This is a genomic window from Bifidobacterium mizhiense (assembly GCF_020884755.1).
Taxonomy (GTDB): Bacteria; Actinomycetota; Actinomycetes; order Actinomycetales; family Bifidobacteriaceae; genus Bombiscardovia; species Bombiscardovia mizhiensis.
This window is the reverse complement of record NZ_BPWE01000003.1, coordinates 174141-200255: the sequence shown is the minus strand read 5'-3', so window position 1 is coordinate 200255 and position 26115 is coordinate 174141. Positions and strand designations below refer to the sequence as shown.

Here is a 26115-nt window from a genome sequence, read left to right as displayed (position 1 = left end):
ACGAGTCCGCTGGCGGAGAAACAGAAGCCAGAACGGACTCGTCTGTTCACAAGGAGATGGACGATGCCAGGGTCAGCCTCAAGGACATAGCCAACGAACTGGGGATATCCCAGACCGCAGTCTCCTTCGCTATCAATGACAAGCCCGGAGTCTCCATCCAGACCAAGCGCAGGGTTCGCGAAGCGGCGGCCAGAATGGGTTGGAAACCTGCATATGCCGCTCAGGCCTTGGGCAGTTCCAAGACTATGACAGTGGGTTTCGCGCCGGCCAGGTCCATGGATGCCTTCCAGACCGAAGGCTTCATGCTGCATTTCATGGCCGGCATCCACGCCTCCCTGAGCAGGTCGGGCTATGGCCTGCTCTTCCGCCCCTGCGCCACCCTGGATGAGGAGCTGGACACCTATCGGGACTGGGCCAGACGCAAGCGGGTCGACGGGGTGGTGCTGGTGGATCTTCTTTCCGATGATCCCAGGCCTCGGCTCCTGCACAATCTGGGTCTGCCTGCAGTCTTGGCCGGAGGACCTGACTCAGACAACTACCTGCCCTCGCTGTCCATCGACGATTCCCGAACCATGACGACGATCATGGATCATCTGAGTTCGCGCGGGCATGCCCGGATCGCCTACTTGTCGGGGGATAAGAACCTTGACTACAGCCGTGCCCGTGTCTCTTCCTTCAAGGAGTTTGTCCGCAATAAGAACCTGGGGGAGCCGAAAGTGGAGTTCACGGACTTCACGCCGGACAAGGCCGCCGCCTTCACGCTTCGTCTGTCATCGGGGAAGAATCCATATACGGCTTTTATCTACGAGAACGAGATCATGGCTGCGGCAAGTCTGCGAGCGATGCTGGAAAGCAGGACGACATCCGTGGCAGTGCAAGGGTCCGATGAGAAGACCACTGCTCCTGCGTCGGCCTGCATGGGTCTGCCAGCCATGGTCAGCTTCGAGGACAGCTTCATCTGCCAGAGTACCTACCCCTCCATCACGTCGGTCCATCGTGATGCCGGACTCTACGGCACCAAGGTGGCCAACCTGCTTCTGAAGATCTTCCGAGGGGAGCATGTGGGGGGTAACCGCCGCATCCTTACCCCCAAGCTGGTCATCCGTGAGAGCACGGCGCGTCCGGTGCAATGAGGCCTGTGACAACCTCCGGGAATTCTGTGCCATGGCCCCGCTATCATGGTCGCATGTGAGCGTAAACAGTTACGCCTGTGAAACGTCTGCTGCCATGGCCACCGAGGAGGATGGAATAGTCATGTTCATACCACGTTATTACGAGGATCCAGCCACGCTGCATGTGGGGACCGAGCCCAACCGTGCATACTGCGTGCCAGCCGGCGCCCCCATGGACACGCGTGGTGACCTGCGCAGGCGTTCCGATCGCTACCTGGACCTGGATGGGGACTGGGATTTTCGCTATTATGCCAGCATCGACCAGTTGGATGCCGAGGTCCAATCCGCGGTCGAGGCCAAGGATCCGGTCTTCTTTGAAGCCGACTACAGCCCTTCCAAGGATGCGGGCCGAGGGGTGTACAAGCCCATCCATGTGCCGGGAGTCTGGCAGACACAGGGCTATGACAACCCCCAATACACCAACGTGCGCTATCCTTTCCCCTTCGATCCGCCCAGGGTGCCTGCCGACAATCCCTGCGGCATCTACCTGCGCGCCTTCGACTACGAGCCCGATCCCTCAGCGCCTCGGGCCCTGCTCAATTTCGAGGGAGTGGACTCCTGCTTCTATCTCTGGGTCAATGGGGATCTGATCGGCTATAGCCAGGTCTCGCACGCCACCAGCGAATTCGACGTGACCGACCACCTGCAGCGAGGCCGTAACCAGCTGGCCGTTCTGGTGCTCAAGTGGTGCGATGGCAGCTATCTGGAGGACCAGGACAAGTTCCGCATGAGTGGCATCTTCCGCGATGTCTACATCCTGCGTCGGCCCAAGGCACGTCTGCGCGACTGGTTCGTCCACACTGACCTCGATAAGGACATGAGTCACGCCAGTGTGACCCTGGACCTGGATCCGACCGGCGTATCAGATCGAGACGATGACGCTTTGGACATCCAGGCTCTGCTGACCGACCCCGATGGTGTGGAGGTGGCCCGGGCCGAGCTGACGGGTTGCAAGGAGCCTGCGCAATTTGCCATGGAGGTTGGCCATCCCCGTCTCTGGAATGCCGAGGACCCTGAACTTTACCGGCTGACCTTGTCGACCAGGGCCACCTCTACCGGCTCCGGCGACTCGGATGAGGTCATCACCGAGTACATCGGCCTGCGCACCATCAGCGTGGACGGCCAGGTGGTCAAGGTCAACGGCAGGCCAATTAAAATCCACGGGGTCAACCGCCATGACGGGGACCCACGCACCGGCTTCGCCATCGACCAGAAGCAGATCATGCGTGACCTGACCCTGATGAAGGAGCACAACGTCAACGCCATCCGCACCTCCCATTACCCCAACAGCCCTCAGTATTACGCCCTCTACGACCAGCTGGGCTTCTACCTGATCGCCGAGGCCGACCTGGAGGCCCATGGCATCGAGGCCCTCTACCACGGTCCGGACTGGAAGGAGCCCGATTACTGGAATGGCCGCATCGCCGACGAGCCGCTCTTTACCAAGGCCATTGTGGATCGGGTCCAGCGCAGCCTGGAACGGGACAAGAACCATCCCTCCATCCTGATCTGGTCTATGGGCAACGAGAGCGGATACGGCTGTGGCATCGAGGCGGCTCTGGCCTGGACCAAGTCCCGGGACCCCTCCCGTCTGACCCACTACGAGTCGGCCATCCACGGTTCGCCCCGGAAGGATCTGGACTACAGCAATCTGGACATCACCTCGCGGATGTATCCCTCCATCAAGCAAATCGAGGACTACTTCACGCCGGAGGGTCCTCACGGCATCAGCAGCCACGGGGATGACGGAGACGGGGGCCGGAAGCCTTACTTCCTCTGCGAATACTGCCATGCCATGGGACTGGGGCCCGGGGATCTGGAGGACTACTTCCGGGTCATCCAGGCCCATTCGGGGCTCCTGGGCGGCTGCATCTGGGAGTGGGCCGACCACGCCATCGACCAGGGCAGGGACCGCAAGGGCCGTCGAATCTATGCCTACGGGGGAGACCACGGCGAGTACCCCCATGATGCCAACTTCTGCATGGACGGCCTGGTCTACCCCGACCGGCGGCCCCACACCGGCCTCAGGGAGTTCAAGAACGTCTTCCGTCCGGCCCGTCTGGTCGGCTACGATCCCCAGACCCGACTGCTCACCCTGCATAACTACCTGGACTTCACTTACCTGGATGAATACCTGAGCCTGAAGTGGACCCTTCTGTGTGATGGGGAGCCTGTGGCCTCCGGGACGCCTGAACTGGATCGCGGGACCGGCCTGCACATCGCCCCCCATGCTGAGGGCACCGTGGGCCTACCCGTCATGGATCCGCCCGAGCACGGCCGCCTGACCCTGCTTGTGGAGTACGCCCTGGCCAAGGCCGATCCAGTGCTTCCACAAGGGTATCCGCTGGGCTTCGATCAGCTTGGAGCCTCAGACATGGGGATGCCTGAACGTCCCAACGGCGTGGCCAGGGTCATCAGTGCCGACCCCGGCAGTGGATCCCGGGGCGCCCACCGTCCGGTGGTCAGGCAGACGGATGCCCGTTTCGACGTGGAGGGGGCTGATTGGCGCTACGTCTTCAACCGCCGAACCGGCATGGTGGAATCCATGAGCATCGACAACCGTTCCCTGCTGGACGCCCCTATGGAGGTCAACCTCTGGCGAGCGCCCACCGACAACGATGCCATCATCAAGAATGAATGGCGCAAGGCCGAATATGATCGGGCTGGTACCAGAGCCCTCTCCAGCCAGCTGCAGACCGATCAGGACAGGGGATTGACCACAATCAAGGCTGAACTGTCCTTGGTGGCACCCTTTATTCAACCCATGGGCAGCATCCTCGCCACCTGGACCCTCAGTGACCAGGGTGGGCTGGACCTGAAGATGGAGCTGCATCGGGATCCCGAGTTTCCCTATCTGCCCAGGTTCGGTCTGCGGCTCTTCCTGCCCAAGAGCCTCCAGCGGGTCACCTACTGCGGCTACGGGCCCTACGAGAGCTACCGGGACATGCACCGTGCCAGCCACTATGGCGTTTTCCATGACACCGCATCAGGCATGGTCGAGCACTACCTGCGTCCCCAGGAGAACGGCACCCATTTTGGCTGCGATTACGTCCTGGTGGAGGATGACCGCTCTCTGCTGCAGGCGGCGGGGGATGGGCCCATCAGCTTCAACTGCTCCCCCTACACGCAGGAGGAGCTGACCGCCAAGAGGCACGACCATGAGCTGGAGGAATCTGGCTCGACCGTGCTCTGCCTGGACTATGCCACAAGCGGCATAGGCTCCAACAGCTGCGGACCTGAGCTGGATCCTGCCTATCGCCTGGATGAAACCGATCTGGTCTTCGGACTGCATCTGCGGGTCCGTTCCAAGTGACTCAGGCTGGCGGGGCCCTTCATCCCCGCCAGCGCAGGTATTGCTGGTAGACCTGCTCGCAGGGGGCTCCCGTCAGCGTGGTCTCGATGTCCACCGGCCAGGCGGGAGGCTCCTCTTCTCCAGTCAGAGCCCAAGCCGCCTGGCGGGCTGCCCCGATGGCCACGTACTCGTCCGGCCGGGGCAGCTGCACATCCATGCCCAGGATTCCCGGGGCATAGGCTCTGACCGCTGGGGACTTGGCGCCCCCGCCGACCAGAAGGATCCTGGAGACCGTGGTGCCCAGTCGTTTCAGCAGTTCCAGACAGTCACGCTGGGAGCAGAGCAGGCCCTCCACGAATGCTCTGGCCAGGTTGGTGCGCGTGGTGTTGGCCAGGGTCAGCCCCTCCAGCCTGGCATGGGCGTCAGGGCGGTTCGGGGTGCGCTCGCCGTCGAAGTAGGGGATCAGGGTGATGCCCTCGGCCCCCGGCGATGACTTCTCAGCCAATTCGGCAAGACCGTCATAATCCGTCCCCAGGGCAGCCAGGCCCGCGTCCAGGATGCGTGAAGCGTTGATGGTGCAGGCCAGAGGGAGCCAGTGGCCGGTGGCATCGGCAAATCCGGTGACCGAGGCGCTCATGTCATAGGCGGGGACCGGGCTGACCGCGGCAGCGACCCCCGAGGTTCCCAGGGAGATGGAGACGTCGCCCACCTGCATGGCCAGGCCCAGGGCCGTCATGGCGTTGTCGCCGCCGCCCGGCGCGATGATGCAGCCGCCGGGCACATCCCTGCCGGCGATGCGGGGGTCGGCCTTGGCTCCGACCTGGTGGGGGCCAAGAACCTTGGGCAGGATGACCTGTTCGGCCATCCCGTCGGGCAGGGCCAAGGCCAGCAGGTCACGCCGGTAGCTGTCGGCGGCGGGGTCGTAGTAGCCGGTGCCGGAGGCATCAGAGCGATCAGTGAAGAGATCCTCCAGTCCGGGTTCAGTCTCCGGGTCGGCCGCGGGACCATGGCCGGCGATAACCCAGCTCAGCCAGTCGTGGGGGAGGCATATGGCCGCGATGGCCTTGGCATTATCCGGCTCCACCCGGCTGACCCAGGCCACCTTGGTGATGGTCAGCGAGGCTACCGGGGAGGAACCCACAGCCCGTACCCAGGCTTGCTTGCCCCGCATGGCCAGATCCTGGTCTGAATCCGGGTTCTTGTTTGTTGTCCCTTTACTCTCTGCCTCGGTGCTTTCAGCCTCGCCGATATTGGCCTCAGCCATTCGAACTATGAGATCATCGGCATCAGGAGCTGAACGCGTATCGTTCCAGAGCAGAGCATCTCTGATCACCCGCCCTTTGTGGTCCAGCAACACCATGCCATGCTGCTGGCCGCCCACGCTGATTGCCGAAACATCGTCCAATCCACCCGCTTGGGCGGAAGCTTCCTGAAAAGCCTTCCACCAAGCCATGGGATCAACGCTGGTGCCTGCCGGATGAGGAGCCTTGCCGAAGCGGACCAGCCGACCGGTCCGGGCATCGGTGACCCTCACCTTGCAGGACTGCGTCGAAGTGTCCACTCCCGCCACCAGGATCTCATTCATGTCAGCCTCCTTGCTTGATCGCCTTTCAGCGAGAACGTGCTTGTCTCGATCAATATCATTAATTCATCATACTAATGTGCCTTCACGAATTGCTAAATCTAGGATAATCTGCGGCAAAAACCTACGTAATTACTTGAAATAGTCAAATCAATAAACTTTGTGCTAGTATGTGTGCCGGAAGAGATCCAGCTTGCCGAGGGGGACAAGTCGGAGGCAACCCTTCAACGAAGAAAGGAACCATCATGAACAATTGGAAACGAGCGGTTTGTGCACTGGCCGGGATTGTCATGCTCGCGTCAGTGGGTGCCTGCGGAGGCTCAAGAGGCGCGACTGCGGGGGGGGGGGGGGGCGTAAATGCTAAAAACCCCTCAGATGTGACCGTCGGAATCTCGATGCCGGAACAACAGCTGGAACGCTGGCGTCTCGACGGCGATAACCTCAAAAAACAGCTTGAAGGCAAGGGCTATAAGGTCCTCCTGCAATTTGCTGACAATAAGACGGATCTGCAGGCTTCCCAGATTCAGAATATGGCTAATCAGGGAGCTAATTTCGTTGTGATTGCTTCCATTGACGGCACGGCTGTAGGGCCAGCCGCGGAGGCAGCCAAATCAAACGGTGCTACGGTGATCGCCTACGATCGACTGATCATGAACACCGATGCTTGTGACTACTACTCGACGTTCAACATCACCGAGGTGGGCAAACTCCAAGGGCAATACATAGTTAAAAAGCTCGGCCTGGATAGTGGCAAAAAAGGGCCCTTCAACATTGAGCTGATGACAGGCTCCCCAACAGACAACAACGCCAAATATTACTTCCAAGGATCTTGGTCGGTCCTCGAACCATATTTTAAAAACGGGTCATTGGTGTCCCCGTCTGGTCGAGTTCCCAAGAATCTCGAGGATTGGCAGAGCATCGGCATACAGAATTGGGATCGTCAAAACGCGCAGAGCGAGATGGAAAACCGCATCAATTCCTATTACAACAGCGGAAGACATCTTGATGCCGTTCTCGCCCCCAATGATGCAATTGCCATGGGGACTGTGAACGCTGTAGACGCGGCGGGCTGGAATTACTATCCGATCATCACCGGTCAGGATGCTGAAAAGGCTAATGTGGCCAACATCGTTGCGGGTAAGCAGACAATGACGGTCTACAAGGATACTCGTAAACTGGCTGATTCCACTGCTGCCCTGATCGAGAAACTGGTCAAGGGACAGAAGCCCAAGACCAACGACACATTCAACAACAACAACAAGGATGTGCCTTCGATCCTGCTGAAGCCGGTCTCCGTTGACAAGGACAACGTCAAGAAGGAACTAGTTGACAGCGGGTATATCTCCGCGGCAAACGCTGGACTGTGACGAAACGTCATCGGGCATTCGCCGAGGTTCATTGAGTGTGGATGCCCTTAAATTCAGAAGGCACCAATGACATCATCTCAAAACACGATTTTGGAAATGCGGGACATTGTAAAGTCCTTCGGTCCAGTCACGGCATTGGACCATGTCAATATCAAGGTCCAACAGGGTCAGATCTTCTCCATCTGCGGCGAAAATGGGGCTGGTAAATCCACTCTCATGAACGTTCTGTCGGGAGTCTACCCGTATGGATCATACTCAGGAAGCATCATCTACCAGGGAAAACCCTGCAGGTTCTCTAGCATACGAGATTCGGAGCGCGAGGGAATCGTCATCATCCACCAGGAGCTGGCACTCGAGCCCTACATGACGATTGCTCAGAATATCTTTCTGGGCAATCCCATCACCAAGGGGATCTTCATCCAGGATGATCAGCAACGCCGAAAGGCTAAGGATGTCATGTCCCTGGTCGGTTTGGACGAGGATCCAGACACCCTGGTCTCCAACCTCGGTGTGGGCAAGCAACAACTGGTGGAAATCGCCAAAGCACTCAGCAAAAACGTTCAATTGCTTATTTTGGACGAACCCACAGCAGCGCTCAACGATGAGGATTCCTTCCACCTGCTGGATTTGATCGACCGGCTTCGTAGGGAACGTGGCATAACAGCCATCATCATCTCCCATAAGCTCAACGAAATAGCGGCGTCAGCGGATGCCGTCCAGGTGATCAGGGACGGAAAGACCATCAGTGATTGTCGGGTCGATAAGGAGCACCCCCTGGACATGGATGCCTTGATCCGCGATATGGTCGGCAGACCGATGACCAATCGTTATCCGGAGCACGAATCGCACATCGGCAAGGAGATGTTCCGTGTTGAGCATTGGAGCGTCCACCATCCACAGGATTCCAACCGTTTGGTGGCCAAGGATGTCAGCTTCAATCTCCGCGCTGGCGAAATAGTGGGTATGGCTGGGCTGATCGGTGCCGGAAGAACCGAAACTGCTATGAGCATCTTCGGTCACCAGTACGGCGTCGGGGCTAGCGGCGACATATACATGGAAGGCAAGAAAATTACCCTGCCCGACGTGCGCTCGGCCATCGACGCGGGTCTGGCTTACGCCACCGAAGATAGGAAAGAGTACGGCCTCAACCTGATCGCTTCCATACGAGAGAACACCTCAATGGCTAACCTCGGACACCTGTCGCACCACGGTGTCTTGGATCTCGACCGTGAAAAACAGATTGCTGAGCAGTATCGGCGGGATTTCAGGACGAAGACCCCGAGCATAGAGATGCCGGCGAGCAGCCTGTCCGGAGGCAACCAGCAGAAGGTGGTGCTTTCCAAGTGGGTATCCACTGAGCCCAAAGTGCTCATACTGGACGAGCCGACCCGTGGCATCGATGTGGGTGCCAAATACGAGATATACGAGATCATCGACCGGCTGGCCGATGCCGGTTCGGCCATTCTGGTCATATCATCCGAGTTGCCTGAGCTCTTGGGCATCTGTGACCGAATCTACACGATGAGTCAAGGAATCATTACGGCATGTCTGGACGCCCATGCCACCGATCAGGAGGAGCTGATGCGGTACATGACGTCTGAAATCCCTTGCAGTCAGGAAGCGGTGTTCGCATGAGCGTCAAGGAAGGAAAAACAACAATGAAGCAGTCGGTCGCTGAAGCGTCCAATGACAGCGGAAATCCGCAGGTGGCCACTCTTAAGTCCACCTTGCTGGGCAATGCTCGACAATATGGAATCTATCTGGCACTGGTAGTGGTCATTGCCATCTTCGAAGTGCTGACCGGAGGGCGTCTGCTCTTCCCCAACAATTTCGTTGCTCTATTTCAGCAGAATGCCTATGTGCTCGTTCTGGCCATCGGCATGCTTATGGTGATCATCGGTACTCATATCGATCTGTCTGTGGGCTCTGTGGTTGCTTTCATTGGCGGCATGGGCGCTTTCATGATGAAGAACTGGGGTTTGAACTGGTTCCTGGCCATTGTGCTCATGCTGGCGCTCGGGCTGATTGTGGGTATCTGGCAGGGCTTCTGGGTGGCCTATGTTGGCGTACCCGCCTTTGTCACGACCCTTGGCGGAATGCTGGTTTTCCGTGGTCTGGCAACTGTGATCGCCGGTGAATCCATTCCCCTTCGCTCCCGTGAGTTCCGTGCCATCTCCAAGGATTTCCTGCCTAACATCTTCGGCTTCTGGTTTGGTCTGGACGGGCTGACCTTGGTCGTTGGGGCAGTGGTCATACTCTTGGTTATCGTCATGCAGGTCCGTCGTCGGTCTCATACTATCCGGGTCGGGCTGCAGGCCGAGCCGAAGAGCTGGATGATTATCAAGTGTGTGCTGGCCACCTTGGTCATTGGGTTCGTAACCTACCTGCTGGCTTCTTCCGGAAACCAAACCCAGGGTGGTATACCCATCGTCTTGGTCATTATCGCTGTGCTAGTGGGCATCTACTGGTTCGTTCTCAACAGGATGGTGCTAGGGCGCGATATCTATGCCGTCGGTGGCAATAGAAAGGCCGCCGTGCTTTCGGGCATTGATACACGCAAGGTCGATTTCAAGATATTCCTCAACATGGGGCTGCTTGCCGCCATCGCCGCAATCATCACTTTGTCCCGACTGGCTTCGGCTACGGCCCAGACCGGTATGGAGTTTGAAATGGACGCCATCGCCGCCTGCTTCATTGGTGGTGCGGCTGTGGCTGGTGGCGTAGGCACCATCCCCGGTGCCATGGTAGGTGCACTGATCATGGGTGTGCTCAACCAAGGGCTGTCGATCATGGGTGCGGATGCCGCCATAGTGAAGATCATCAAGGGTCTGGTTGTGATTATCGCCGTGGCATATGATTTGATCAGCAAACGTCACAAGAAGTAATTGCTGACCTGTCTGCGCCCCGCCCTCTGTTCGTTTCCTGCTTGGAAGAACAGAGGGCGGGGCCTTGTTTAAAGCTCGTCGTTAATTTTCCTTCCTAGCTTCTACCTACGTATCCGAGGGCGGAAGCTCCAGCTGAATTTGCGGATTTTGGCGGGTTCATGTGTGATACTGAAAGGTGGTTTCTGGCATGTAGGGTGGTTTTGCCGCCCGGATTTGGAGGGATGATTTCCGTGACTGCCCTGCGCTCTATCAATCAGGATGATCTGAGGAACCACAACCTCTCGGTCATCATCGACACCATTCTGCGGTCGCCTACCTCGCTCAGCAGGGCGGATCTGGCCAAGGCCACAGGACTGACCAAGGCTACTATGTCGCTCCTGGCTGGACTCCTACTCAGGAATAGGGTGGTACGCGAGGAAGAGCCTGAGACTTCGCAGAGCAACCATGGCCGACCAAGTACCCCACTGTCCATCGCACACGGACGCTGGGCTGGCCTGGGCCTGCAGATCAACACCGATGGCTACGGGTGTCTGGCCATGGATCTGGATGGGACCCTGATCGATTCGGCCTGGGTCAAGGATGATATGCATGAGGCGGAACCCGATCGGGTCTTCGCTGACCTGGAGAAACTGACCAAGCCCATCGAACGTAAGCTGTCCCGTCGGCACTACCGCACAGTGGGTTCGGGCCTGGCTCTGCCCGGCCTGGTCGGCGGCGACACCACCCTGCTCATGGCCCGCAACCTGGGATGGGAACGTCTGGACCTGCAGGAATTTCCCTTGGTCCGTCGACTAGCTCCCAGAGTGGGCAACGAGGCGCGTCTGGCAGCCCTTGCTCAGATTCCCGGCTACGCTGCTCAGCGTCCTGCGGGCGGAGATGAGGGGCCACTTTCGCCCACCGACTCCTTTATTTACATTTCCACTGACATCGGTATCGGTGGGGCTGTGGTGCGTCGCGGGGCCGTCGAGACCGGAGACCATGGGTTCGCCGGTGAATTGGGGCATGCCTCGGTGGATCTGAATGGCCCAACCTGCCGTTGCGGCCGCCGTGGGTGCCTGGAGACCTATGCCGGGCGCAGGGCTCTGGTTGAGGCGGCTGACATCGCCACCGGAGCCGAGGCGGTCACACCCCAGGCCATGGAGGAGCTCTACCAGCGCTGGCAGCAGGGTGATGCCAAAGCTGTAGACGCCATCGACCGCGGGCTCGATGCCATGATCTCGGTCATCGCCTCAGCCATCAATATTGTTGACGTGGATACGGTCATTCTGGGGGGATTCTGGTCGCACTTCGGGGGGAACCTGGCCCAGCGTCTGCAGGATCGGCTCAATCAGCTGACCCTGGGCCGGGATGCCGTGGACATTCGCGTGCTCATCCCCACCCAGGCCGACTATCCGGCCCTCAAGGGGGCAGCCCTGGTAGGACTACGTCGCTTCATCGATGATCCGCTGGATTTCTTCGAGGATTGAGCCGCCAAGGGCTGAACCGTACAAGGGCCCAATGGTCAACTTGAGACTAGTGGGAATTTGCTGGCAGCTCCCTGCCGCCAGCCTTGAAGAGGGCGTGGGCATCTCCGCCCTGCAGGCGCTCCAGATAGGTCCGGGCTCGGGCCATGCGTTCCACAGTGGTCTGGGCCAGCGGGGATGGAAGTTGATCGGGGTCGAACCAGCCGACTGACAGGCTCTCCTCGTCACCCACGAAGGGATCGGTGTTGCCGTTGGGGTCAGGCCGGCAGATGAACAGATGATCCATGTACATGGTCCGGTCGCCATTGGCATAGGTGGTCACCTCTTGGGAGGATGTGACGGCCGCCAGGTCGGTGACGATCACATCCACCCCGGTCTCCTCCTTGACCTCGCGGATCACGGTGTCGGCCGGGTCCTCGCCCGGTTCGTTGATCCCGTAGACCAGGGCCCACTGGCCGGTGTCGGAGCGCCGGCCCAGCAGGAGGCGGCCCTGGTCATCGCTGACGAAGGCCGTCACACCGTTCAGCCAGAGCAGGTCATGGCCTATGGACCGGCGCAGTCTGAGCACGAAGTCAGGAGTGGGCATACATCAGTCCCTGTCCGGGTCGGCCAGTGCGGCCCGCTGCGCCATCCAGGCCTCCACCTCTTCGACGGTCTTGGGGATGCCGGCAGACAGCCACTGGGGTCCCTGCTCGGTCATGAGCACGTCGTCCTCCACGCGCACGCCGATGCCGCGGAACTCCGGAGGCACCAGCAGGTCGTTCTCCTTGAAGTAGAGTCCGGGCTCGATGGTGAAGATCATCCCGGGGGTGATGGGCGCGCCCTGGTAGGACTCGTACCTGGCCTCCGCGCAGTCGTGCACGTCCAGACCCAGGTGGTGGGCGCATCCGCAGGCGTGCCAGCGCCGGTGCTGCTGGCCCTGGGGGGAGAGGGACTCCTCCACGCTGACCTTGAGGATGCCCCACTCGTGCAAAGTTTCAGCCAGTACCCGCATGACGGCATGGTGGATGTCCGAGTAGGTGGCGCCGGGCTTGGCTGCTTCGAATCCGGCCTGCTGGGCCTTGAGCACGGTCTGGTAGATCCGCTTCTGCAGCGGGCTGAAGGTGCCGCCTACGGGGAAGGTGCGGGTGATGTCGGCCGTGTAGAGGCTGTTGACCTCCACGCCAGCGTCGATCAGGAGCAGGTCGCCCTTCTGGACCGTTCCGTCATTGCGCATCCAGTGCAGGATAGGAGCGTGCTTGCCCGAGGCGATGATGGAACCGTAGCCCACGTCGTTGCCCTTCTCGCGGGCGTTGGCATTGAAAACGCCCTCCAGCATCCGCTCGGAACGGGGCTTGCCTACCACCTGGGGCAGGTGGGTCAGAATCCGGTCGAATCCGTCCTTGGTGGCGGCGATGGCCTTGCGCATCTCGCCCACCTCGTAGTCGTCCTTGATCATGCGGGCCTCGGAGGTGAACTCTTCGAGCTTGTCGTCGGCCTCCTCGTTGCGGTCCGGACCACCGATGCCGTTGGCCTTGCGGGCGGCCTCCACCTGATTCAAGACCTCCTGGTCGGCAGTGCGGATTACCCGCATCTTGACCGCTCCCTGGTCCGGCCCCAGATCCTTGGCGATGGCATCAGGGAAGGAGGCGATGTCCTTGGTGGGGATGCCGGTCATGATGGCCAGCTCCCGCAGCCCGGCCCGGGGACCCACCCAGTACTCCCCGTACTGGGAGGACCTGTAGTAGTCGCGGGTGGACTGATCGGCCCGGGGATGGACGAAGAGCTCGGGGGTATGCGTCAGCCCCTTGGCGGCCTCCGGGCTGTCGGGGTCCACCGGGTCCAGGACCAGAATGGCGCCGGGTTCGTAGTCCTCGCCCAGGCCCGTGTAGTAGGCAAAGGTGGTGTCTGGGCGGAAGGCGTAGTCGTTGTCGTTGTTTCGGGTCTTGTAGGATCCGGCAGGGATGACCAGTCGTTCACCAGGGAAACGCTGACCCAGTTCACGCAGGCGGCGCTCAGTATATTTGCTGGACTCCAGTGGCTCGATCTGCGGCTCCTGGGCCTGCCACCCGGTGGTCATGAACTTCTGGAAGGCGGGGGAGTTGGGGCGCAGGGTGCGGTTGTTCACCCGGTCTTCCATGTTCTGCTCATCCAGGTCCACGTTCTTGGGATCAGTGTCTCCTTGTAGATGCTCCTGTGCGGATGCGGTCACGTCCAGCCTCCTTGAGATTCCGGTTCTGACTATGTTGGTTCCATGGTAGTGCGTTCGGCCGATGTGACAGTCGGCTGTTCCGGCCCTCAATCGGGGTCGGTGGCGCATAGAATAGGCGGGAAGCATCCACAGCCAGCAGGAGGCGCAGGCAGAATATGTCATTCGAACACCCCAACAGCAAGGGTCAGAATATTCGCGATGTCGAGCGGGCCATCATGGCGCGTCCCACCGAGCATGACAGCCCCAACCTGGACCTGGACAGGATGGGGATGATGCTGGACCTGCTGGGTCATCCTGAGCACAGCTTCAGGGTCATTCACGTCACCGGTACCAACGGCAAGGGGTCCACGGCGCGGATGGCCGAGGCTCTGGTGCGGGCCTACGGTCTGCGCACCGGGCTCTATACATCGCCCCACCTGGAGCGGATCAACGAGCGGATCGCCATCGACGGCAAGGAGCTCTCAGACGAGGACTTCGTAGACCTCTACCAGCAGATCGAGGATTTCATTGCCATGGTGGACGACCGCTTCGCCCAGCAGGGCAGGGCTCCCATGAGCTTCTTCGAGGTCCTGACCGCCATGGCCGTCTGGGCCTTCGCCGATGCCCCCGTGGACGTGGCCATCGTCGAGGTGGGGATGGGCGGCCGCTGGGATGCCACCAACGTCCTCGATGGCGATGCCGCCATCATCGGACCGGTGGACATGGACCATATGCAGTGGCTGGGGAATACGGTCGAGCAGATTGCAGGGGAGAAGGCCGGGATCATCAAGCCCAAGTCCACGGTCATCGTCGGCGCCCAGCCGCATGAGGAGGCCGTCATGCCCATCATCGAGCAGGCCGTGCGCGAGCAGGGCGCCCCCACCCTGCTGAGGGACGGCAACGAGCTGGAGGTCGTTTCCCGTATGCCCGCAGTGGGCGGCCAGGTGGCCACGCTGCGCACGCCGCAGGGACTCTACAAGGATGTGCCCATCGATAAGTTCGGAGAGCACCAGGCCCACAACGCTCTGGCAGCCCTGGCCGCGGCTGAGACGGTCATCCCTGTCAACGGGGCTCTGGACCAGGATCTGGTGGCCGAGGCCTTGAGTCAGGTGCGCATCCCCGGACGGATCGAGCAGGTGCGTACCTCGCCCACCATCATCATCGATGGCGGGCACAACCTGAACGCGGCCCAGTCCCTGCGCTCGGCCATCGAGGAGAACTACGACTTCAAGCAGCTGGTGGGTGTGATTTCCATGATGGCCGACAAGCAGGTGGAGGACTATCTGGGCCTGTTGGAACCCGTGCTGGACAGCGTTGTGGTCACCGAAAACTCCTGGAAGGGTCGGGTCATGCCCGCCGAAGATCTGGAACGGGTCGCCGTGCGGGTCTTCGGGCCCGACAGGGTGGTCCGTCGCGACCGGATGCCCGATGCCATCCAGACGGCCGTCGATATGGTCGACAGCGAGGACCAGACCGGGGTGGGCTATGGGCGCGGGGTGCTGATCTGCGGTAGCTTCGTCACCGCTGGAGACGCCCGTACCCTGCTGGCCGAGCGTCCCAATCCCGATCTGGCCAAACCTAAGGCGGAGCGCGCCTGATGTATCTCAAGGAGCTGACCCTCAAGGGCTTCAAGTCCTTCGCCTCGGCCACCACCCTGCGCTTCGAGCCGGGCATCACCGCTGTGGTGGGCCCCAACGGATCAGGCAAATCCAACATCGTCGACGCCCTGGCCTGGGTCATGGGCGAGCAGGGGGCCAAGAGCCTGCGCGGCGGATCCATGGAGGACGTGATTTTCGCCGGCACCTCCTCCAGGCCGCCACTGGGCCGGGCTCAGGTCACCCTGACCATCGACAACACTGATCGGACCTTGGACATCGACTACACCGAGGTGACCATCAGCCGGACCATCTACCGCAACGGCGGATCCGAATATGCCATCAACGGGTCAGACTGCCGCCTGCTGGACATCCAGGAGCTGCTCAGCGACACCGGGCTGGGCCAGCAGATGCATGTGATTGTCGGTCAGGGTCGGCTGGATGCCATCCTGCGGGCTGATCCGGCCGGCCATCGGGCCTTCATCGAGGAGGCGGCCGGCATCCTCAAGCACCGCAAGCGCAAGGAACGGGCCCTGCACAAGCTGGCCAACACCGAGGCCAACCTGTCTCGTCTGGATGACCTGATCGGCGAGATTCATCGGCAGCTGGGGCCTCTGGGCCGCCAGGCCAAGGTCTCCCGCCGAGCCGACATGATCCAAGTCAGCCTGCGGGATGCCCAGGCCCGCATCCATGCCGACGATGCTCTGACCTCGCAGAAAAAGCTGGAGAACCTGCGCTCGCAGATGGCAGAGACTCGGGGGCAGCTGGCTCGCGGGCAGGAGGATCTGACCAGGGTCAAGCTGCGCATCGAACAGCTGGAGGGGCTGGATCGACAGTCCAGCCCGGCTCTGGAGGCTGTCAACCAGCAGTGGAACGACCTGACCAAGCTGGGTGAGCGAGCCGGTTCCTTGGCATCATTGGCCAGGGAGCGCAGTCGTTCGTTGCAGGCCGGCATGGTGACCGACCAGGGGCAGGACCCCGGGGTGCTCAGGCGGCGGGCCGACGAGCTCAAGGGTCAGGCCGATCAGGAGGAGGCCCAGGTTGGAGCCGATCGGATCGCCCTGGATGGCCGCGTTCAAGCCCGTGCGGATCTGGAGCGGCGGCTGGCCGCACACCGGCAGACCATGACCGAGCTGCGGCAGGCGGCCAGAAAGCGGCAGGCTCGGCTGGGCGATCTGGCGCAGCTGGTGGCCAAGGAGGAATCGGCCCTGGAACTTTCCAGGCAGCGCGAGCGTGACCTGACCCGTCAGCAGGATCAGCTCAAGGAGAGTCTAGAGCGGGCCAGGAACCGGGTACGGGACCTGGACAGCCAGGAGGAAGGTTCTGACCAGGATGGCAGACAGGCCCTGGATCAGGCAGGTCAGGTCAGGGATCAGGCCCGAAGCAGGCTCAACGACCTCCAGGAGCGCGAACGCCGTATTCAATCCGATGCCATATCGGCCCAGGCCAAGGCCGATGCCCTGGCGGACACGCTGGATCATCGCGGCACCGGCGAGGCCCTGTCCCAGGCGGGGGATCCGGCCCTGCTGGGTGTACTGACCGACTTCGTCCGAGTGGAGGCTGGCTGGGAGGAGCCCCTGGCCCAGGCCTTGCATGACTATGCCTCGGCCCTGGTGGCCAAGGATGGCCAGGCGGTCGACCAGACCCTGGAGCGGGCACGCCGGGACCGTCTGGGACGCGCCGCGCTGATCTCGGCATCAGGCCCGCTCAAGGGGGCAGACATACGACCCGGCAATGGTCCCTGGAGGTCGGCCGCCGACCTGGTGGATCTGCGGGAGCATCCTGCCGATCCTGACCAGGCCCAGGGAGTGCTGGGGGCTGTCCGCAGTCTGCTGGCCTTGACAGCTGCCGTCGATGACGCCGATCAGGCCCGGCTTGCCCTGGAGGACGGATGGCAGCAGGCGCTGACCCGCCAGGGCGACCTCTACGACCGGGTTGGTGCTGTAGGCGGATCCGCTCCGGCCACCAGTGACTTGGCGTTGACTGCACGCAGGGATAAGGCCCTGGCACAGGTGGAGGCCCTCCAGGATGAATCCCGGACGCTGCAACCGCAGATGGATGCGGCCCGTGCCGCCCTTGAGCAGGCCGAGCAGAAGCTGCAGGAGGCGCGCAACCGGTGCACCGAGGCCCGGGTCAAGGCCGAGCAGGCAGCCCGAGATCTGGCAACGGCACGCAAGGAGTCGGATCGGGCCCAGGCCGGGGTCAAGGATCTGGATGACCGGCTGACCCAGGTGCGTGACCAGGTGCGCACCCACGAACTCAAACTGGAAGACCTGAAAGCCGGCCTGGCCCATGCCCAGGAGGATGGGAATTCTGATCCGGATGACCCGGAGGGCATGGAAGACCGGCAGCATGAATTGGAGACGGCCCTGGACCAGGCCCGCGCCGCCGAGATGGAGGCCAAGCTGACCTGGACGGAGAGCGACCGGCTGCATGCCTCTCTGCTGCGGCAGATTGATCTGCTGCGGGATCAGGCCGACCAGGCCGAGCGTCATCGTCAGCGGATAGGCGAGGAAAACCGTCGTCGCAAGGCCGGCATGGCCTCCTTGGGGCTGATCGCGCTCAGGGCCGACCTGCTGGCCCAGCTGATCAAGGGGAGGATGGAGCATGCGGCCCGCCGCCGGGATCAGCTCAGGGCCAAGGCTTCGGCCCACGACAAGGAGCTGACCGATCTGCGGGCCAGCAGGGACGATCTGGAACCCAAGGTGGCCGGTCTGCGCCAGGATGAGCACGGTCTGGATCTGGAGCGGGAGCGCCTGGCTGGCGAAGACGGTCGCCTGCGCCAGCGCATCCAGGATGACCTGGGCATGGAGCCTGAGGAGCTGATCCGCGAATACGGCCCCGATCGTCCGGTGCCCGTCCTGGATGACGAGGGCAATCCGGTGCCCCTGGACCAGGAGGCGACGGAAGATGAAGATGCAGATTCGTCAGCCTTCAAAACGGTGCCCTACCAGCGCGGTGAGCAGGAGAAGCGGCTGGCCAAGGCCAAGCGGGACCTGGCAGCCCTGGGTAAGGTCAACCCGCTGGCCACCGAGGAATACGAGGCCCTGGAGTCCCGCAACCGCTACCTGCACGAGCAGCGTCAGGATGTGATCGGGTCCCGGGACGATCTGATGGCCCTGGTCAAGGATCTGGATTCGACCATGGTCACGGTCTTCAAGGAGGCCTTCGACGACACCGCCCAGGCCTTCGAACGCATCTTCGCCACCCTCTTCCCCGGCGGGCGCGGGCGGCTGCGGCTGGAGGACCCGGACGACCTGCTGACCACAGGGGTTCTGGTCGAGGCCAGTCCGGCCGGCAAGAAGGTCCGTCGGCTCTCCCTGCTCTCGGGCGGGGAGCGGTCGCTGACAGCCCTGGCCCTGCTCCTGGCCATCTTCACGGCCCGGCCCAGCCCCTTCTACGTCATGGACGAGGTCGAGGCCGCCCTGGACGATGTGAACCTGACCAGGCTGCTCAAGGCCTTCGAGCAGTTGCGGGAGCATGCCCAGCTGATCATCATCACCCACCAGCAGCGGACCATGGGCATTGCCGACGCCCTCTACGGGGTCACCATGCGGGGGGACGGGGTGACGGCCGTCATCTCCCAGCGGCTGAAGGATCCGAATCGCCCCGGCCGCGAAGAGCCCGAGCCCGATCAAGGGTGACCTCTGCCAAAACGGCTTGGGAGTCCACGATGGGCAGCTGTGGCATGGGGTAGACCTCGTTGAGCACTGAGAGCTCGGTGCAGCCCAGCAGGACCGAGTCACAGTGGTAGTCATTCAGGAAGGCATCGAGAACGCCCAGGTAGCGGTCCTTGTCCAGTCGCCCTTCCTTGACGTCGTCGTAGATCAGTGCGCTCACACGATCCTGCAGGGCCTGGTCCGGGTCCACCAGCTGGTAACCGGCGCTGTCGGCCGGGCCCTGGTAGATGGCGGCATGGCGGGACCCCTCGGTGCCCATGTACCCCATGCGCGGATGGGATTTCGCCGGATAGTGCCGGTCAGCCCAGTCGATGGTGGCCTGGGGCATGTCCAAAATAGGGACCGGGGTCAGGGCCTGGAGCCTGGGCAGAATCTGATGGGCGGTGTTGCAGGCCATGACCATGAAGGAGGCACCCATGGCTGTGGCCTGGCGCACATCCTCGGCCAGATAGGGGAAGGGATCATCCTTGCTGCGGCCCAGGATGAACTCGGTGCGGTCGGGCACGGTGGCGTGGTTGAAGACCACATAGTCCAGAAAGTCCTGGTCCTTGTGCGCCCCGGTCATCCGGTCCAGCACCCGCACGAAGCTCTCGGTGGCCAGTGTGCCCATGCCGCCCAGGACGACGAAGAAGTTTCTCATGCCAGTGTCCTCTTGTCACGGAAGTAGCGCCGGTAACGACGCCGATAGATGGAAAACATGTGTCGAATCAGCAGCCAGCGCTTGAAGTTGCGGTCCTTACTGTACTCCAGAGTGGTGCCCCAGTCTCCGCGGCGAATCATGGCCATGGCCTGTCGCTTGTCCTCGGATTCGGCGCAGTATTTGCGGAAGATGTCCTTGGGAATCTCCATCCAGAGGCGATGCCCCCGGCCGAAGACGGTGCGTCCGTTGAAGGGGGTGTCCAGAACCAGGTCGTCCACGAAGTAGCGGGCCAGGTTGAAGCCGTTCAGGGTGACCACGTAGCTGCTGCGGCCCTGGCGCAGATTGATCTCGAAGAGCTTGTAGACGCCGTCGCGCGGATCGTACTTCATGTCGAAGTTGGCCACACCGCTGTAGTTGATGTCCTCAAGGAAGGCCTTGATCCGGTCGAAGATATCCTGGTTGTAGTCGGGCATAATGGCTGCGTAGTTGCCCACGGCCTCGGGGGTGGGGTCCTCAAGCAGCGGGTGTCCCAGGAACATCATGCGCACCCGGTGGTGGCGGTCCACATAGGCGTTGAGCACCCTCATGTTGTCATCGCCCCCAGGCACGAAGTCCTGGATGACCATTTTCGAGGTGTACCCGGCCTGGTAGGACCTGCGGATCATGGTGTCCAGCTCTTCAGGGTTGCTGAAGATGAAGGCCTTCTTCCTGCCGGGGAAGTCGATGCCCAGCCACTCGTCGCTGTCGGCAGGCTTCATGGCCACCGGGTAGTCGAAGGGCAGGTTCCGGTGGCGACCCGCCTTCACATCGTCGGCATCCACCGAGACGGTCTGCGGATGGGGCAGATCGTAGCGGTCACAGAGTTCATAGAAGGAGGACTTGAGCGAGAGGGCGCGGTTGAGCTTGGCATCAATGGCGTTGAAGACGAACCGTTCGCGCAGGGGATCGCCGAACTCATCCAGCAGGTTGGCGTAGGTGTCCCCGCAGGGCAGCAGGAGCAGGGTGGCTCCCGGGTGGTCCCGGTGATAGGCGTCGGCCCAGTCGTTCAGGGCCGGCACAAAGACCTTGGGATTGGCGAAATCCGGCACCAGGTGCACGTCGATGATCCTGCTGTACTTGGTGGGGGAGAGCTGCTGGTGGGCGAAGGCGGTGGAGACCAGTCCATAGACCTCATGAAAAGCGCGCGCCATGCCGTAGGCGTTGATATCGCTGCCCAGTATGACCGGTTGGAATTCTTGCATCTGTATGAAACCACCTACCATGTGCTCGTGCGCCCCGCCCTGCCGCGGGGCATTTGGCTTTCCATCTTAGGGTCCTGTCGGGATCGTCATCCCCGGGCTGCGCCGGTGGCTCCCAGGTTGTAGCTTTCCGTGCCCAGCAGGCGCGCCACCACGTGGTCATCGCCCTCATAGGGCACGTGGCCGTCGTCCGTCTTGAACCAGCGTTCCTCACCCTTGCCGATGACCAGCGTGACGCGCAGACGGTCCCCTGGCTGGCCCGGATCCCCCAGGGCCTGCTGGATGGCCTGGACCCTGTCCGGAACGATGCTGGCATCCAGGCTTGGGTTGGTCACGAAGCCCAGCATCTGGCGATCCACCTGATCTGCGTTCTCCCCCTCCTCGTCGTCGGCGGTCAGGATCAGCCGGTCGACGCGGTTCTGGGCGGCGCTGACGATGCCCTCCCTGCGGTCGATGGCCTTGCCGCCAGCGGAACCGGAGACCAGGGTAATCAGGGGCTTGCGCTCGCCGTAGCGCTCGTCCACAAAATCCAGCAGGGCGGTGACCGAGGCCTTGTTGTGGGCGTAATCGACGTAGACCACTCGGTTGTCGGCCTTGAATCGTTCCATCCTGCCGGCGATCCTGACGCTCCCCATGGCCCGGAATGCGTCGGCGTCGGGCTCCAGACCCAGACGGGTCAGCATGGCCAGGGCAGCGGCCGCGTTCAGGGCGTTGAAATCCCCGTCCATGGACAGGCTGACTGGCCTCATGGCTCCGCCGGCGGGTCCTATCAGGTAGTCGTCGCCCTGGCCGGGAGCCTTGCGAACCAGGAAATCGGCCTGTCGGGTTCCATCGCCGAATGTGGTCACCGGAATGCCGGCGGCGCGGGCATCCTGACGAATCAGGTCGGCTCCGCGCGCATCGGCTCCCAGGACCAGCTGCCGGCTGTTGTAGGTTATGCGGCGCTTGCAGTAGAAGTAATCCTCGAAGCTGGGGTGTTCGATGGGGCTGATGTGGTCGGGGGAGATGTTCAGGAATGCCCCCAGGTCGAATGTCAGCCCGTAGACGCGGTCCACCTTGTAGGCCTGGGAAGAGACCTCCATGACCAGGTAGTGCATGCCCGCGTCTGCCGCCTGGCGCATCATCCGAAAGAGATCCAGCGATTCGGGTGTGGTCAGCTGGGATTCTTCGTAGTGCCGGCCGTCCAGACAGTTGTCCACTGAGGAGAGCAGGGCGGCGCGGCCTCCGGAGATCTTGCCCAGCATGGCCTGCAGGAAGTAGGCGGTGGTGGTCTTGCCCTTGGTACCGGTGATTCCCACCAGTGTCAGCTGCTCCTGGGGATACCCGTAAAAAGCAGCGGCCAGCAGGCTCATGGACTTGCGCACGTCGTTGACGATGATCCCCGGGGCTTTGGTGTGGGCGGACAGATCCTGCTGGGCCACGTAGGCCTGTGGACCCTCGGGATCGCAGGCATCCAGATATTCGGGCAGGAAGTGTCCCTTGCAGAAGAGCAGGCTGCCAGGTCCAGCCTGGCGGGTGTCGTAGGTGATGTCGGTGAAGGGCTTGGATGACTGGGTGTCTTCTGGAGTATTCAAGGTCCACTGGTCGCCCTGGATCACCTCGCGCAGTTGATGATGTTTGCGCAGCAGCTCCAGAGTTGAAGCCATCGTCAGCGCCATGCCGGCTTCCCCCTTGTCTGTAGGTTTGTCACATAACTTGTTCCTGCCCGATTGGTGACCCCGATCGAGACCAGGTACAAGTCTAAACCGCCTCCAGGCGAGGGCAGGGCGATTCGACGACCCCTTGACTGAATGGGCAAAAAGCAGGAAGTGGATCGGCCTTGGAGCTGAGCTTCAGAGCCAGGAATCGGTGACCGGACGGCGCCCCTGGGAGATTAGGTGCTGGTTGAACTGATCCCGCCACTTGGCCTGCGCCTGCCGCTGCCAGTCCATAAGCGAGTCCATGGTGATTCGGGCCACCTGGGGGAAGAGGGTGGTCATGGGCTTGATCAGGTCCACGGCCGCCACCGTATCCGCTGTGGCATTGTGGAAGTTGCCATGGGGGATGACGCCGTAGTACTCACTGGTCAGCCCCAGGGTGCGGCGGCCCGACCGGTGGGAGATCTCCCTGTCCAGGACCAGGGGGTCAACCACCAGCAGATCCCCCTCGCTCAGAGGCTTGACCGACTCCGCGCACCAGTGGGCGATGTCCCCATCCAGCATCTGCACGTCAAAGGGCGCGTTGTAGGCCAGCAGGGGGATGCGCTTGTCCTGGGCGCGGGCAATGAACACGGCCATCTGCTCGGTGGCCAGCTCAGGCTCCATGCCCTCGGTGGCCAGCTGTTCATCGGTGAATCCGTTGACCCGGCTGGCCCCCTTGCTGATATGCCGGTGCGGATTGACTATCCAGGTGGCTACGACATCCCCTGCGTAGCCCTTGGTCGGGTCGCGCAGAACCAGGCTGGCCGAAACAATGCCGTCCTTGCCCGGTCTGGTACCCGTGGTCTCGGTGTCGAACCCCAGAAGCCAGGAGTCCCCTAGGCGTGTCGACCCCTCCTGTTGCGGGGCTGACGCAAGCGCCTGCTCCATGCTTGTGTACTCGGTGTTTTCCATAAGCGTGATTTCTCCTTCGTCATTATGGTAACCGAGGACCGACCGGCCCGCGAACGGGCCGAAACCGCCACGGGCGAGGGGGGATGGCACAATAGGAGTGTGGCAGATACCAGCGAACTCGAAAGCAGAAAACGTCAATTCGAGGCCCTGGCCATGCCTGCGGTGGATGTGCTGTACCGCCAGGCCATGCGTCTGACCAACAATCCGGAGGACGCCCAGGATCTGGTTCAGGATACCTTCGAGCGCGGATTCAAGGCTTTCGACCGCTTCCAGCCCGGCAGCAACTTTGAGGCCTGGATGACCACCATCGAACGCAACGCCTACTTCAACCAGTACCACAAGGCCAAGCGGCGCCCCCAAAGGGCCAACGACTCGACGGGCGAGTACAACGATTGGGACATTTATTCGGCTTCGGAGCACGGGTCGGAGGGGCTCAAATCCGCCGAGCAGGAGTACATGGAGACCTTCGCCCCTGAGGAGATCATGGCCGCCCTGAACCGGCTCAGCCCGGAACGCCGACGGGTCTTCATCGATGCTGCCATCGACGGCAAGAGCTATCAGCAGGTGGCCGATGAGGAGGGCATCAAGATCGGCACGGTCATGAGCCGGCTGAACCGTGCGCGCTCGCAGTTGCGCCAGGAGCTGGAGCGATATGCCCAGGAGCGCGGCTACCAGCAGGGGCGCGGTGCTGCAGGCAAGCCCTCAGCGGAACGACATGGTGCTGGTGCTGCCAGGCCTAGTATAAAAAAAGAGATCAGCACCAAGGGGCACTGAGGGCCCCCGAAGATCGGGTACCAGGAAGTGGGCAGGAGCATGGACGGACGCGTGGAGATGAGTCACTACGCCTACGATGACGGCGGCTCCGTCAGGGTGTCCCACACCAGCCTGCGCATCTATCGGGATGCCTCCTGCGTGGATCCCAGCGACTGTTTCGACCCGGAATCCTGCTGCGACGATCGGGAGCGCATGGTCATCGAGGAGTTGCGCCGGTATCTGCGCCCCGAGTGCGCGCCGGACTGTCTGCTGGATCGGCTCAGGCATATGTTCGATCAGATGGATGAGCTGGAGCAGGGGACTCCGGATCGCAATACGGACAAGTAGATAAAGTCAAGTAGGTTCAGTGCCTGGCTATTCAGGCTATTGCTGGAATCATGGTCATGCGTATGCGACTATGGTTTTTTTTTATGCACATATGCAAAACCCCGGCACCATTGGTGCCGGGGCAGACGATCAGGTGTTCGGCCTCTTGCCGTGGTTGGCGGCCTTCTTGCGGCGATCCCTGCGCTTGCGTCCGCGCATGCCCATGATTGGACTCCTTTGCTACTGATGAACCTATAAGCCTTGCCGATTATCGCACACCGGGGTGACCTTTGTCGACCGGACGGTCCGCTCAGAGCTGTTGTGCCCGGTATCCCACCTGGGTGGTGTAGACGGCGGCTGGCTGCAGAATGACCAGGTTCCGGCCGGTTCTGAAGGCGTTGGCGTAGGCGGTCATGGGCTCCACGGCAACGCCGGCCGGGCGCATGCCGGCGTCGAAGCCGGTCCCGGTGCAGACCTGCCAGGAGGTGATGGTCTCATCGCCCCAGAGCTGAATGCGGATGCCGTCCGGCCTGGTGAACCAGGCTGAGCAGGTGCCGTCGTCGTCCCGCTCCACATCGGTCCATGCGTCGTCGAAGACCACATCCTCGCCCAGCACAAGGCCCTGACGCAGATCGGTCCGTCCCTGGACAGGTTCGGTGCCGGTGGGCAGCAGCCTGTCCGGGTCGACCACTACGTGGGTGCGGCAGGGGATGGACAGGGTGCAGGGGGCGTTGTCCTTCTGGATCTGGTCACCGACGCCCTGCTTGCCATTGGACAGCCAGGGGTGGATGCCGAAGGCCCAAGGTGCAGCCTCGTCGCCCAGATTCAGGGCCCGGGTGGTCATGGTCAGCCCCTGGTCGTCCAGGGTGTAGGTGACGGTGACCACCACGTCGAAGGGGTATCCGGCCATGTCGGGCACCCGCCAGGAGAGGCTGACGGAGTCCTCGGCCAGGACCTGCAGGTGCCAGTAGGCGCGGTATCCGTAGCCGTGGATGGCGGTGCGCCGGTCGTGCTCGTCGATGGGCAGGGTGTAGGTGTGGCCCTGGAAGTCGTAGGTGCCGTCCTCGATCCGGTTGGGGAAGGGGACCAGGACGTTCCCGTTGCTGCAGGGTACGGTTCCATCCGGGTCGAATGAGGCCAGCAGGTCCTTTCCCTGGTATTTCAGGACGCGCAGGATGGCTCCCAGCTCGGTCACCACTGCCTCGTAGTCCCCGTGACGGATGCTGTACTGCTGCCCTGTCCGGGGCACGGCCCCGCCCATCATCTCGTTCGTATGCATGCTCCCACTTCCATAGTGCCGTTGATGCTTGGTACGCCACCATCCTAGCGCCTTGGTGGTCTTGGCTTCTTGGTGAAAGAG

Annotated in this window: 19 protein-coding genes; 10 read left to right on the top strand and 9 right to left on the bottom strand. The window is 61.9% G+C overall.

The annotated features are described in order from the left end of the window. Window positions 1-56 precede the first annotated feature (56 nt). Together LPC22_RS05685 and LPC22_RS05680 are read left to right on the top strand one after the other, a co-directional pair. Window positions 57-1133, top strand: coding sequence for a LacI family DNA-binding transcriptional regulator (locus tag LPC22_RS05685; protein ID WP_229133155.1), 1077 nt, complete (start codon window positions 57-59; stop codon window positions 1131-1133). A gap of 121 nt (window positions 1134-1254) precedes the next feature. Then, a complete protein-coding gene (locus tag LPC22_RS05680) occupies window positions 1255-4485 on the top strand; it encodes a glycoside hydrolase family 2 TIM barrel-domain containing protein (protein WP_229133154.1) in 3231 nt (1076 codons plus the stop codon). 19 nt (window positions 4486-4504) lie between these two features. Here the strand turns inward: LPC22_RS05680 and LPC22_RS05675 are convergent, their stop codons facing one another. Next, entirely contained in the window at window positions 4505-6049 is a 1545-nt protein-coding gene (locus LPC22_RS05675) for a xylulokinase (RefSeq protein WP_229133076.1), read from the bottom strand. 242 nt (window positions 6050-6291) lie between these two features. On the opposite strand from LPC22_RS05675, the gene LPC22_RS05670 reads away from it, so the two are divergent. The 4 genes from LPC22_RS05670 to LPC22_RS05655 all read left to right on the top strand — a co-directional run bounded on the left by LPC22_RS05670 (window position 6292) and on the right by LPC22_RS05655 (window position 11764). Continuing rightward, on the top strand, window positions 6292-7413 hold the full coding sequence (locus tag LPC22_RS05670) for a substrate-binding domain-containing protein (protein ID WP_229133075.1): 1122 nt from the start codon (window positions 6292-6294) through the stop codon (window positions 7411-7413). Window positions 7414-7479: 66 nt separating this feature from the next. Next, window positions 7480-9048: an ATP-binding cassette domain-containing protein gene (locus tag LPC22_RS05665; RefSeq protein ID WP_229133074.1), complete on the top strand. Its 1569-nt coding sequence runs from the start codon at window positions 7480-7482 to the stop codon at window positions 9046-9048. A 23-nt stretch (window positions 9049-9071) separates the two neighbouring features. Next, window positions 9072-10298 carry a multiple monosaccharide ABC transporter permease gene (gene mmsB, locus LPC22_RS05660; RefSeq protein WP_024627188.1) on the top strand — a complete coding sequence of 409 codons (1227 nt, stop codon included), beginning with the start codon at window positions 9072-9074 and terminating at the stop codon, window positions 10296-10298. 230 nt (window positions 10299-10528) lie between these two features. Next, a complete protein-coding gene (locus LPC22_RS05655; RefSeq protein WP_229133153.1) occupies window positions 10529-11764 on the top strand; it encodes an ROK family protein in 1236 nt (411 codons plus the stop codon). Window positions 11765-11810: 46 nt separating this feature from the next. Here LPC22_RS05655 and LPC22_RS05650 read toward each other — a convergent pair whose 3' ends face one another. Further along, window positions 11811-12347 carry an NUDIX hydrolase gene (locus LPC22_RS05650; RefSeq protein ID WP_229133073.1) on the bottom strand — a complete coding sequence of 179 codons (537 nt, stop codon included), beginning with the start codon at window positions 12345-12347 and terminating at the stop codon, window positions 11811-11813. A gap of 3 nt (window positions 12348-12350) precedes the next feature. Further along, entirely contained in the window at window positions 12351-13952 is a 1602-nt protein-coding gene (locus LPC22_RS05645) for an aminopeptidase P family protein (protein WP_373312904.1), read from the bottom strand. A gap of 155 nt (window positions 13953-14107) precedes the next feature. Here LPC22_RS05645 and LPC22_RS05640 point away from each other — a divergent pair, with 155 nt between their 5' ends. After that, complete coding sequence (locus LPC22_RS05640; protein WP_229133072.1) at window positions 14108-15529, top strand: bifunctional folylpolyglutamate synthase/dihydrofolate synthase; 1422 nt, start codon at window positions 14108-14110, stop codon at window positions 15527-15529. Beyond that, a complete protein-coding gene (gene smc / locus LPC22_RS05635; protein ID WP_229133071.1) occupies window positions 15529-19170 on the top strand; it encodes a chromosome segregation protein SMC in 3642 nt (1213 codons plus the stop codon). The genes LPC22_RS05640 and smc overlap by 1 nt, the downstream gene beginning before the upstream one ends. Here smc and LPC22_RS05630 read toward each other — a convergent pair. From LPC22_RS05630 to LPC22_RS05615, 4 genes are all read right to left on the bottom strand, one after another. Continuing rightward, window positions 19103-19846, bottom strand: a complete 744-nt coding sequence (locus tag LPC22_RS05630) for an aspartate/glutamate racemase family protein (protein WP_229133070.1) — start codon at window positions 19844-19846, stop codon at window positions 19103-19105. The genes smc and LPC22_RS05630 overlap by 68 nt on opposite strands. Continuing rightward, window positions 19843-21087: a carboxylate--amine ligase gene (locus LPC22_RS05625; protein ID WP_229133069.1), complete on the bottom strand. Its 1245-nt coding sequence runs from the start codon at window positions 21085-21087 to the stop codon at window positions 19843-19845. The genes LPC22_RS05630 and LPC22_RS05625 overlap by 4 nt, the downstream gene beginning before the upstream one ends. 86 nt (window positions 21088-21173) lie before the next feature. Next, window positions 21174-22742 carry a Mur ligase family protein gene (locus LPC22_RS05620; protein WP_229133068.1) on the bottom strand — a complete coding sequence of 523 codons (1569 nt, stop codon included), beginning with the start codon at window positions 22740-22742 and terminating at the stop codon, window positions 21174-21176. Window positions 22743-22916: 174 nt separating this feature from the next. Next, window positions 22917-23675, bottom strand: a complete 759-nt coding sequence (locus LPC22_RS05615) for an exonuclease domain-containing protein (protein ID WP_229133067.1) — start codon at window positions 23673-23675, stop codon at window positions 22917-22919. 153 nt (window positions 23676-23828) lie between these two features. Between LPC22_RS05615 and LPC22_RS05610 the strand changes: the two genes are divergently transcribed. Beyond that, window positions 23829-24449 carry a sigma-70 family RNA polymerase sigma factor gene (locus LPC22_RS05610; protein WP_121914799.1) on the top strand — a complete coding sequence of 207 codons (621 nt, stop codon included), beginning with the start codon at window positions 23829-23831 and terminating at the stop codon, window positions 24447-24449. A gap of 39 nt (window positions 24450-24488) precedes the next feature. Further along, entirely contained in the window at window positions 24489-24776 is a 288-nt protein-coding gene (locus LPC22_RS05605; protein ID WP_183129762.1) for a hypothetical protein, read from the top strand. Window positions 24777-24905: 129 nt separating this feature from the next. Here the strand turns inward: LPC22_RS05605 and LPC22_RS08485 are convergent, their stop codons facing one another. Together LPC22_RS08485 and LPC22_RS05600 are read right to left on the bottom strand one after the other, a co-directional pair. Then, entirely contained in the window at window positions 24906-24980 is a 75-nt protein-coding gene (locus LPC22_RS08485) for a 50S ribosomal protein bL37 (RefSeq protein ID WP_099327425.1), read from the bottom strand. A gap of 85 nt (window positions 24981-25065) precedes the next feature. Then, the gene (locus tag LPC22_RS05600; protein WP_229133066.1) at window positions 25066-26034 is read right to left on the bottom strand and encodes an aldose 1-epimerase family protein; all 969 of its coding nucleotides are present in this window, start codon (window positions 26032-26034) and stop codon (window positions 25066-25068) included. Between the last annotated feature and the right edge of the window lie 81 nt (window positions 26035-26115).